Source organism: Hominisplanchenecus sp. (assembly GCF_046967715.1).
In the GTDB taxonomy this organism is placed as follows: Bacteria; Bacillota; Clostridia; order Lachnospirales; family Lachnospiraceae; genus Hominisplanchenecus; species Hominisplanchenecus faecis.
Window position 1 is genome coordinate 41,200 of sequence record NZ_JBKVNQ010000009.1, and the last position, 11,794, is coordinate 52,993.

6 protein-coding genes are annotated in these 11,794 nt (G+C 44.6%); 1 reads left to right on the plus strand and 5 read right to left on the minus strand.

Features of this window, described 5'->3' with window-relative positions; all coding sequences use genetic code 11:
* Positions 1 to 324 precede the first annotated feature (324 nt).
* The 5 genes from ACLTL4_RS02370 to ACLTL4_RS02390 all read right to left on the minus strand — a co-directional run bounded on the left by ACLTL4_RS02370 (position 325) and on the right by ACLTL4_RS02390 (position 10,322).
* Positions 325 to 1,557, minus strand: coding sequence for an MYG1 family protein (locus ACLTL4_RS02370; RefSeq protein ID WP_412291255.1), 1,233 nt, complete (start codon positions 1,555 to 1,557; stop codon positions 325 to 327).
* Positions 1,532 to 4,861, minus strand: coding sequence for an SbcC/MukB-like Walker B domain-containing protein (locus ACLTL4_RS02375; RefSeq protein WP_412291256.1), 3,330 nt, complete (start codon positions 4,859 to 4,861; stop codon positions 1,532 to 1,534). Before ACLTL4_RS02375 ends, ACLTL4_RS02370 begins: the two co-directional genes overlap by 26 nt.
* Positions 4,854 to 5,498, minus strand: coding sequence for a DUF4194 domain-containing protein (locus ACLTL4_RS02380; RefSeq protein ID WP_250843688.1), 645 nt, complete (start codon positions 5,496 to 5,498; stop codon positions 4,854 to 4,856). Before ACLTL4_RS02380 ends, ACLTL4_RS02375 begins: the two co-directional genes overlap by 8 nt.
* A 112-nt stretch (positions 5,499 to 5,610) precedes the next feature.
* On the minus strand, positions 5,611 to 7,011 hold the full coding sequence (locus tag ACLTL4_RS02385) for a Wadjet anti-phage system protein JetA family protein (RefSeq protein ID WP_412291257.1): 1,401 nt from the start codon (positions 7,009 to 7,011) through the stop codon (positions 5,611 to 5,613).
* A gap of 14 nt (positions 7,012 to 7,025) precedes the next feature.
* Positions 7,026 to 10,322 (minus strand): DEAD/DEAH box helicase family protein, encoded by a 3,297-nt coding sequence (locus tag ACLTL4_RS02390; RefSeq protein WP_412291258.1) that lies wholly within the window; start codon positions 10,320 to 10,322, stop codon positions 7,026 to 7,028.
* 281 nt (positions 10,323 to 10,603) lie between these two features.
* Here ACLTL4_RS02390 and ACLTL4_RS02395 point away from each other — a divergent pair, with 281 nt between their 5' ends.
* Positions 10,604 to 11,203 (plus strand): heavy metal-binding domain-containing protein, encoded by a 600-nt coding sequence (locus ACLTL4_RS02395; RefSeq protein ID WP_412291259.1) that lies wholly within the window; start codon positions 10,604 to 10,606, stop codon positions 11,201 to 11,203.
* Positions 11,204 to 11,794: the final 591 nt, after the last annotated feature.

Consider the following 11,794-nt stretch of genomic DNA (forward strand, 5'->3'; position numbering starts at 1 on the left):
CAGCTTCTGCAATTCCGTATCATCATAGAACTATATTGTACCTAAAATCCGACTAAATTGCAAGAATATAATGCATTTTTCTACTTTTTTCCTGTTTTTCCCACTATTTTTTTGTGCACTTTTTGAGATGCCAGGGTCAAAAGATCAAAATGTCGTTCTTGCTTGCAAGATAAGACATTTGAACTTGGGACCCGCTAAACATGAGGAAGTAGCTATTTACGCAGTAAATATGCGAATTCCGAATGTTTATAGAATTGCGAGAGTTACTTGTAACGGAGCAATTCGCAGGCATCTTAATGCCAGGGTCAAAAATCTGAAATCACACTATGATCCGGACGGAATCCGCACAATTTTCTGTTCCCCTTCCATCTCTGTCATCACAAGCACCGACATATGGCGTTTACGAAGTGCATGGATCAGCGGATACACCGCAAAAAGATCTCCCTGCACATAGACTGCTTCCGGTTTGGATTTCAGAATCTTTTTCACCTGATCTTTGATCTGTGCTTTCCATTCCTGCTTTTCAAGTGTGGATTCACCGTAAATGCCGTCCCACTCCATCGGCGGAAGATCCGGCAGCTCCATGTGCACGATTCTGGCACCGGAAAACTGCGGAAGTTTGAAAAGCAATGCATCGGCTGCCTCATCTGTGCCAAGATTTACGATCACAACCTGCTCATGGAACTGCTGCTGACTGATCTTGCATGCCTTTATGGCATCTTCGAGCGTACTTGTCGTCATAAGAAATCCGCCCTTATGACAGAATTCTGCACCGGAAAGACCGCTCTCTTCTTTTAATTCTTCTTTTTCAAGACCAAGCCAGCTTTCCGGGAAACTGCATTTATAATTCAGGGAGTATTCTCGCTTCTGAGGCTGAATACAGTAGCCGCCGCGATTGGATGGAAAGATCACGAATGCAATGTCTGTCTCGGAAAGATATTTCTGGCACGGAACATAATCCGGCAGCACCAGAATCTGCTTTTCATCTGCCGGCTTTTTGCCGGAAGCGATCTCTTCCTGATGCTGTTTTAAAATTTCTTCTACACGTTTGTCGGCACGCTCATTGCCCCGATAACGCTCCAGTTTGTTATCAAGGATCATGCCGGCCACACCGACCGCCTGAAAGAACGCCGCATCGTTTCCGCCCTGTGCATCCCATGGCGGATTGAAATTGCCGATCAGGGTGGCAAGTTCATTTTTTTCGCCGGTGTTGTCATTGTTGTCCAGTGGCTGCACAAAAGCCTCGTCAAATTTTTCTGCCAGTTCTTCTCCTAAAATCTCAGCACCCAACTCTTCCCATAAAAGTCCGAAAGCTGCATACGGCACACCATTTTCACGGATTCTGCTATCCCTCTGATGATGGTCGTATTTCCCTCTTCCGATGTCAAAAACAATCCCTTTAAAATCCTCCGGCACCTGACTGCCGCGGTGGATCGTGATCTCCGGATTGACAGACAGCAGAAGTGCAGACGAAAATACATCGTCCGCATGAAACTTTCCGCTGTGGGTAAATGCCTGTGCATCTTTTTCTTTAATTTGCTCCATTAACTGTGTCATGAAATTTCACCTTTCCGATCAACATATCGTCGTTTGCATTTTTCAGAACCGGGATGATCACACCGCATTCACTTCCAATCGATTCCAGTTTATTTGGCGGTGCACAGAAGATAACCTGAAAGTCCTGGTTTTTGAAGAAATCAAGCATCAGTTTGATATTGTGGTCACTCATTTTTTCGAACGGCTCATCAATAAAGATCAGTCTTACGGAATTGACTCGCACATTGTAGAGCATGGAGAGTGCCGCCGACAAAATCAGTGTATATGGGATCTGCGTTCCGGCACCGGAATTGTATCCTACCTGTTTGGATAATTTTCCGTCTTTTACTTCCTCGTTGTTGATGATGATCTCGTAGCTCATATAATTGCGGTAATCTGCAAATTTCTGGATCTCCGCCAGATCATTTTTTTCAATGATGCGGTTAATAATATCTTTGATCTCCCGCTCCCGTCTCTCTACTTCGTCATCCTCATAACCCATCAGCTTTGTAAGGGCGATCTGACCGTCCGCCAGATTTCCGGTCTGCTGAAGATACTCTGCATAACGCAGAATTTTGGCATAGTCGGAATTGTCATTCAAAAATTTCACATCAAACTGATAGCATGTCGCGAATTTCAGCTTGCGAAGCTCTTTGTTGATCTGTGCGATGTCTTTTCTTGCAGCCCTTGCCGTCTCGTAAATATTCAGAACAAATTCTCTTTTGAAAATGCTTTCATAACGCATGGTCTGCTCTTTTAATTTCTGCTGCAGATTCTGAAGGTCATCGATCCAGATTTTTCCGCGTCTCTGGTGATAGCTTTTTTCGTACTCAAGACCGATTGGCAGACGTTCTTCTTCCTGCTTGCGGTTGTTGTACGCCTGCTGCTGTCCGTTGATATTTGCCGCAAAACTGCTGACACGTTTTTCCATCTGCTCTTTCTCGGAAAGCTGCATGATGCCGCCTTTTTTATCTTCTCCGGCAAGATAGCGGTCGTATTCTGTGATCGCCTGCTCTGCTGCAGAACGATTGAGCTTTTGTTCTTCTTCCAGATGTTTCTGCTCTTCCGCTTCTTTCGCCTGATACATCACGCTGTCTTTCTTTTTCTGTTCGATTTCCGCTTCCAGTCGGTAACGCTTTTTGCTCTCTTCATCTTTCTCACGTGTTTTATTGCGAAGCTGTTTTTCCAGATCGGTCACACGCTGCGAAAGTGCCATAAATTCTGCATTGTTTTTCTGGGCTTCCAGAAGTTCACGATAACGCACCTTTTCTGCTTCCAGCTCTGCATTTAAATGCTCACATTCTCTGTTGGCTTCCAGATTGTAATCTTTGAAATAATCCAGACTACTCTGCAGAAAGACATCCTGATTCTGCATCGTATGTCTGCTGCTCAAAATCTCTTTTTCCCGTTTTTCCAGCTGATCCAGTTTTTTCGCAGCTCTTTTGCGGTTCAGCTCGATCGCCGCCCCGCCAAGGCAGTAGCTCTTGATCTTTTTCGTGTTGATGTAAGTAACTGCCATATTTCTGCCGAGTTTTCCTTCTTTTGACATGGCATTATCGTATTTTGCAACCTCGTCCAGCTCAACTGCATGGATCGCACCCAGCCAGAACTGGAAATACTTTGCTGCTGTCTCATTCTGAATCTGAAGATAATGATAGACCGAATCTTCCTCACATTTGATCTTGCGTTCAGCCAAACGCTTTGTATTGACCAGCTCCACATAACGATGTCCGGAGCGGTCCATAACCTGATTGGCAACATCAAAGGCCTGCGGCGAGACCAGGATCGCATAGCGGTGCACACCAAGAAAAGCTTCGATCGCATCACGCCATGCTTCATCTTTCAGTTCCGATACATATTCACACGCCATGCGGGCTTCTTCATCGATGCCCTGTTTTTTCAGTTCTTTGTTGATCTCCCGGATCAGCTGCGTCTGTTCCTGCACATGCGAATAATCCGCTTTGTTGCGGTCACAGTTTTCAACGATCTTGCTCTGTTCACTGCGTTCCAGCTGTACTTCTTTGAGCTCGCGGTCCAGATAAGCCCTGTTTCGCACAATGCTGTCACGTTTTTTACGGATTTCCGCTCTCAGTGCATCGATGGCTTCCTGTTTCTCCGAATTGGAAAGATCGACTGCCGTCAGTTTGCCAAGCGTTTCAAAATGAGAAACCTCGCATTCCATTTTGTTCAGTTCTTCTGCCACATGCAGCAGACGTTTCCGGAACTGCTCCAGCTCTTCCCTTTCACTTTTCCGCTTCTCCAGCTGTTTCTCGAAAGCAGTGATCTGCTGTCTGGAATTGTCGATCGCTTTGGAAACATTCAGTTCCCGCAGTGCGGCTTTTGCTTCCATATAATAACGGTCAAGTGCATCGATCTCCGTGCTCAGTTCTTTGATTGTTTTGATCTGTGCTTCTACTTCAATGCTGTTTTTGCGGATCATTTCTTCTGCCATGCAGCGTTTTTCTTTCCAGGAAAGCATATTTCGATATTTTAATTTAATATCATCCACTTTCAGCTGCATGACACGCTCATCGTATTCTGCATAATCCTTCAGGATCGCATCCAGATCACCGATCTCTTCTTCGATCAGCTCCAAACGGCTGTTGATCTGCTCAATATTTTTCTTGGCATCTTTTAATTTTTCAAAATTAACATCGTGTTCTTCCAGAACCGATTCCCGGATAAATTCCTGGATCTTTGCCGCCGGATTGTATGCCATGATATTTCGAAGTTTTCTCTGATAACGAAACACTTCCTGATACGGAAGCTTCAGTCCAACCATCTGCATAAACAATGCCACTCCATCCTGTTTCTTGCGGAGTTTGACATTGTAACGTTTCTGAAATCCGGACGCATCGTACGGTTTTAAGGCAGAACCGTCTTCATAGACATAGGAAATATCCGACAGATGTTTGTCTTCCATCGCATACCAGTACGTGCCGCGGATATCCGTCACGGCTGTCTCGATGATCACGCCGAGCACAAAGGATTTTTCGTTGATCTGGTCATAATATTCCAGTGCGATGTGGGTATACACAACCGGGATCTTCTCCGCCGGTCTTGCATACACGCCGGCACTTGCATCAACCAGACAGCGTGTATACGAGATCAGATTTCGCTTGCCCACGCCTGTATTATATCCGCTTGTCGCCTTATTAAACTGCGTATCACCGGTGTAGGCATATTTGATGGCATCGAGGATCGTCGATTTTCCGCACTCATTTTCTCCGGAGATCAGGGTGAGATTTTCTGCAACCGGAACGACCGTGTTGGTAAATCCATACCAGTTGATCAGCTGTACATTGCGTAAAACTATTTTACTCATCGCTCTCCTCACTTTCTGCCTCTTCCAGGTCTGCCATATCCGCTGCCTCGAAATCTTCCTGTTCCACAAATTCTGCCATCACCTGCCTGAGCTGTCCGATATCCAGACAGAACTGCAAAGAAGGATAAAGACGCACAGCCCCGTCCTCTTTTGTGATATCGTCACTGTAATCGATCAGGCAGAACCTGCGGAAGGTCGCATATGCCTTTTTAAACTCGACCGGCGTCAACTCAATATCATAAAGCCTGCATTTGTCGATAATCTCACCGACCGTCACATAGACTGCCTCTTCATATCCCATCCGTTCCAGAAATAAAAGCCACAGCACCAGCAGCAGCTTCATATGTCTCTGGTCAAAATGATAGAGATTAAGACGTTTCAGTCCGACTGTTTCTTTATCATCATCATTTGGCTGCAGCATCGCCACACCCATCTGTTCTTCTACAACCACTTTGTAGCCGATCACTGCCAGATACTGGTTCATGTCGTAACGGTTGGATTCGGAGGCCACAAACTGATAGAGCTTTTCTTCTTTGTCTTTTACAAGAAATGTCGTATCCAGAAGCCGCCGCACACAGCGTTTGAACAGATACGCATCCTCGTCGCTCATATTGCTTATAAAACTTAAATCCTGCATATAAATTTACCTCATTGTATTTGTAAAGCGGACATTCACAATCCGCTTCTCCGCGTTCAAAAAGATGCCCTGTGAATATTTTCGTACCCTGTGATCCACAATTCTGACATCTTTATTTTCTCGAGATCACCACATTACTGATATCGGCAATTTTCGTGCTCACTTTTTCGTCCTTGATACGAACTTCGTATGGAAATTCTGCATTTTTCGCATAAAGCATCGCCGCTGCGATCATCAGTGCCTCTTCTTTTGTCTGCACACCCTTTTCTTTCAGCTCCATGCTCACATCCAATCCAAGTGCCTCATCCAGATATGCTCCGACACGGGCCGGAGCATATCGGTTCGGTGCACTGCGGAACAGATTCTCCGTCCGTTTCTGCATCTCTTCTTCCGACATCGCATTGGTGTTTAATGCGATATTCTGACCTTCGTTGCGGATACGCCGATTCTGCTCGAATGATTTGTAACCAACGTATTTCTGGTTGATAACACAAGTGCATTTTTCCACTTTTTCCATCGCCGCATCCTGCTCTTCTTTTGAAATCCTGGAAACACGGTCCAGGAAATCGCCGAGAAGATTCTCCAGTCTGACACGGCTGCTCGCCATCTGCATAATCCTCGTATTTGCCAGATTATAATAACTGTTGATGCGAGTATCAATCAGTTCCATATTTTCTTCGTATTCCACACTCAGGAAATACTGGAGTTCCGCCATGTAACGATCCACACGGGAAATTGCCTGCTCTTTCGGGCAACGCAGACGTTTTCCACATTCTTCGACCATTTTCTCATACATATCCCCATAACGCAGATCCTCGATCCGGTCACGGATGAAAGAAAGCTGGGTAGGGATCAGTCCGTTGTTTTTTACGAAGAAATATTCACTGAAGAACCGGTCCAACATTTCATTTTTCATAATGAACTGCCCGAAACTGTTCATGTCCTGAAATTCGATGACTGTTTTCATGATATCTGATATACTGTCTTTTAAATCAGCCAGCTCATTGCGAAGCTCGGTTTCATTTTCCATCATCGGCACCAGAATGTTTGAGTACGGACGTTCTTTTCGCACCGAGCCTTCTTCCGATGCGGATTTCATGATCTCATACATTGAGAGAATACGGTTTGACATCGTACCTTCTGTTTTCTTTTCAGTCAGTTTGTCCAGAAAATCCATCATTCGTCGACAGTCTGTCGAAAGATTTACAACATATTCTCCGCTGCGTCCGATCTGCCGTGGCTTGATCCATCCACATTCACGGAAAATGGCCAGAATCTCAGCCGCCTGAAGCTGCACCGCCTCATTCTCATCATCCGCTTCTTCGATCAGTCGCTGAATCTCTTCGTTTTTCAGATACAGCGTGATACTGTCCTTTGCATCCGACTCGTAGAGAACCGGAAGTTCCTTCGAACGGTCGATCAAAATCCGGATACAGTCATAATAAATCCTGCGGTACTTAAACGTAAGCGGTTTAAAAAACGACTCGTTCTTTATGTAATCAAAAAAATTCATAGTTTATTTATCTCCTAAGCTGCTGCTGCATTTGCATTGATCTGGTCGATCACTTTCCGGATTCCCATCCATACGTTCAGATCCGTAAAAATGTCCACGACACTTCCCTGATCCGTAAATGGTGCCTCCTGAAGCACCGACAGATCTTTCATCATGCCATTTTGCACAATGTATTCCACGATCTGATTTACGAAATAAATCTGCCTGCTGTCCAGGCTGTTTTCATCCAGATATTCTGAAAATGCTTCTTTTGCAGCGTTCATATCCAAGCCGACAATTTCACGGACAAATTCTCCGAGCGGCTTCTGCCCGTACTCCGTCTCATACTCTTCTTTTGTCCCCAGTTCTCCCCAGAGGATCTCTTCCAGAAGCTGTACATCCGCCGCTGTCAGCGGCTGATTATTCTTCAGCCTGGCAATCGCCTCATTATCCTGATGCCTACGGACATAATATTCTGCTTTCGCTTTATAATTTTTCAGGTCATCATTTTCCAGCTCCGACTCTTTCCATTCCATCGCCAGAAGTTCATCCGCAAAATCGGTATCATACCGCTTTCCTTCTTTTTCTTTGATATATTTGATCAGTTCCCGCAGATTTTCACGGATATGTTCAAATTCATCCACACCGGCCGTCTCCAGATAATCCGTGTGCAGGATCTGATTCAGCAGTTTTTCCTGTGCTTTGATCTGCGGAATATTGGCAACACCTGCCACCGCACGCACCTTTTTCAGAAGATCCTTTCTCGCTTTTCCATATTTATTTCCCATCAGATAAGCAAGCTCAATCCCATAGAGCAGTGCGTCAAAACGAACGGCGGACGCCTCTTCCTGATCCGGCATGATCAGCGGTGCAACCTCCTCCTGAACGGTCAGCGTATCCTCGTAACGGATATTCTGATAATTCTCCGGATTGGAATAATATTCCACATATTTCAAATGCTGACGCACCGCAAAATTATCCCGGCTCAGTTCCTGTACTTTTCCCTGCATACTCTCAACCAGGTTTTTGCGATAGGCAATCAGTCTTTCTGTCTGATATTGTAAATCCTGCAATTTATACGAAATCTGAAATTTCAGGTTAAAAATCGCACTCTGCAAAGGCAGCCGGACTGCTGTCTCTTTTCCCTTCTGCATCCGGAAAAACTCGAAATTCCCACAGAAATCAAAAATATAGAATTTCTGCTTATCCTCACCATCCAAAAGTCCCGGGCAAAGCCTTGTCCCCCGCCCGATCATCTGCCAGAATTTTGCCTTGCTCATTACCTTTTTAAAAAAGACCAGATTTAAAATTTCCGGCACATCGATTCCCGTATCCAGCATATCAACGGAAATGGCGATCTGCGGCAGTTTATCCGGCTCCGAAAACTGATCGATCAGGCTCTGGGAATGGCTGATACGATTGTTGATCACTTTTGCATAACCCGGCAGATGTGAATATTCTTTATTGAACACCTCAAATATTTTTTCCGCATGAGCATGATTTTTCGCAAAAATAATCGTCTTGCCGAGCTTTTCTCCGTAGTCTGTATGGATTCCATGTGTCATCAGAATGTCCAGCACCTGTCTGATCGTATCGTCATTGAAAATCCAGGTATTCAGTGCTGAGGACTGGATCCGCTCCACAACCTGTCCGTTTTCATCCACAAAGGTGTTCTCGTATGCTTCTTTATCTTCGTCCGAAAGCTCATCGTACGCAATGCCCTCTTCCAGAAATTTCAGCTTTGTTTCCACCGAAAGGAAATCCACCAGATAACCGTCTTTTACCGCCTGTGCCAGCTCATAACCGTAAGTCGGCACGCCCTTCTCCAGCTCAAAAATGCTGTAGGTATTTTTATCGATCTCATCTTTCGGCGTCGCAGTAAGACCAACAAGCGGTGCATCAAAATATGTGAAAATGTCTTTGTATTTATTGTAGATCGAACGATGTGCCTCGTCACAGATCACAAGGTCAAAATGGCCGCTCGTAAATAATTTTCCGTCTTCGTCCCGTGTGGCATCAATGCAGTTGATCATCGTCTGATAAGTCGAAAAAATACAGTGTGCATGCAGATTGCTTTTCTCCTCACACAGATTTGCCACCGAAAGATCCGGCAGCATATTGACAAAGCTTCGTTTTGCCTGTGTGACAAGGGAAGTGCGGTCCGCAAGAAACAAAATATTTTTCACCCAGCCGTTTTGCAGAAGCACATCACAAAGTGCGATCACCGTCCTTGTCTTTCCCGATCCAGTCGCCATGACAAGCAGTGCTTTTCTTCTGTTCTTTTTATCAAAGCTCTCGCATACTGCCTTGATCGCCTCTTCCTGATAATACCTTCCGGCGATTTTTTTATCAATCCGGACACTGCCAAGGTCGCCCCGCATGGTTTTTAAATTAAACCATTTTTCGAGATCTCTTCTGGAATAAATGCAGGAAACCTGCCGCTCCGGATACTGTCCGTCCACAATCCTCGTCTCAAATCCGTTCGTAAGGAAAATGACCGGTCTGCGTCCATACTGCCGCTCCAGAGAATCCGCATATAACTCTGCCTGCTGCCGTCCGCTCGCCACATCTGCACAGGTCTTTTTCGCTTCGATCACCGCCAGCGGCCGGTGTGCATCGTCATAAAGCACATAATCCGCAAAACCGCTGCCTGATTTATTGGGCATGCCATAGACTTCGACTTCATTCAGCCAGTTCTTTCCTTCCATCCATCCGGCATCAATCAGCATCGTATCGATATATTGTTTGCGGGTTGCATACTCCGACAGCTCCAGCGGCTTCGGAACATACGTCTGCTTCTGCTCCTCACGCCTGGAAGTCAGTTCTGCCTTCAATGCTTTATTTTCTGCGATCAAAGCCTCCAGATCAATATCCGGAAAGGCTGTCTCCGCTGCCAGGATCTCCTGATTCTGCTCCGGAAGACCTGCATCAAACTGCCCCTCCTGATAATCATCCGCATAACAATAAGCTACAAAATCCAGAAATATATAAAGATTCTCAAGGCACAGCTTCGCCTGATCCAGCGTCAGCTTTCTTCCCGTATGTGCCACCTGATTTGCCACCCTGCGAATAAAATCCATTCTCCGCAAAATGTCTGCATCCACAATTCCTTTAAACTCTTCCGTATTCAGCAGACTGACCAGCTTGTCCTGATATGGCATCACCAGCATATCGTCAACCGAATACATCCATTTGACGGCAAATTCCATCGCCCGCCGGCAGTTCATCACGCTCGCCTCCGGGTCAATCATCAGGATCTTTTCCGCCGCCACCGCAACATCCGCAAACGCTGCAAACTGCGGAATATCCTTCAGGAAATCAAAGTTCGTCACGCCGCCACCCCCTCTTGTTGTATTTTCGTGAAATGTCTTCTGATATTTTAACACGAAGTGGTTTTTCTCACAAGAAAGTTATAAGCGGAATCCTGTAAAGTTATGAGAGGAATCCTGCAAATCCGGTAAATTCTGCTTGAAAACACATATTTCACCAGAGAATAACAGGTTCGGTTCCTGTTCACCAAAGAAAAACATTGTACAAATGGCAGCTTCCTATTACAATGATATTAACTTAAGAGCTTACCGCTTTGAAAATACATACGCTAGGAGGAACGCTTATGATTTTATGCTGCAAACACTGCGGAAATTGCAGAGAAACCAATCATCTTGCAGAAAACTGCGATTATTGTGGAAATGAAATGGTTCAACTGTTATCAGATGAAGAGTTAAGCCAGATCGTTCCAACAGAATTGCCTCAGATTATCGAAGCGATGCGTGCAGGTTATCGATATGGCAATCCGGATTATGATGAAAAATTATGGTACAGTCGTGCAAAAAAGGAAGAAATACAACGGGCGGAAAACGAAAAAAAAGAGCTGGATTATCGCGAAAAACACCACATGGTAACAACCGGATTTCAGTTTGAAGGTTATGAAATCGTATCTTACCTGGGGATTGTCGCCGGCGAAGTAGTTCTTGGCACCGGATTTCTTTCAGAATTTACTTCTTCATTTGCTGATTTCTTTGGCGTGCAATCCGGGATATTCGAGGAAAAGCTCGAGACAGCAAGGCACGCTGCCATGGATAAACTGATCAAAAAATCAGCTGCATTGGGTGGAAATGCAGTCATTGGCATTGATATTGATTACAACATATTTTCCAATAATGTGATCGGAGTCATTGCAAACGGGACATCTGTTGTAATCAGAAAGATCTGATGAATCGCTTATAATAGCCGCTTAAGATTCTGCTGATAATTTGACACAAAAGTCGTTTTGTGCTATGATACAGACAGTTCATATTTAAATACAAAAAGGTGCTACCATGACGGTTCGCCTGATGTTTATTAGGTTAAAAATAACCGCTTAGTTTGCAGACTGGGGCGGTTATTTTTTTTCGGTCTTATTGCTATTCGCACCAATCGTATAGCCAAGACCAAAACTGGTTAAGCAGAGACTAATTACTGCAATCAAGTCACCGATTGTTAGCATAAGCGAGTTCCTCCATACATATTTTCTGATTAAGTAATCTATGTAATCGAAGCTATAAACTCTCCGTAAAAAGCAAACCGCCATTCACGTCAATTGTGAAGTAGCACCTTGGGTATTAATACCCATGTGCATTATATCAATCCTTCTCTTTTCTTTCAAGCTATTTGTTGCTTTATTTTGCAAAACGTTACTTTTATTGTGTGAATTTTTATATATTTACATATTATATTGCATTTTTTATCATATGAATATATGAGCAAACTTTGTATTATTTTGATTTGTCGACGGATGCAACAAAGTCTGCGAATTGGTTTTGAA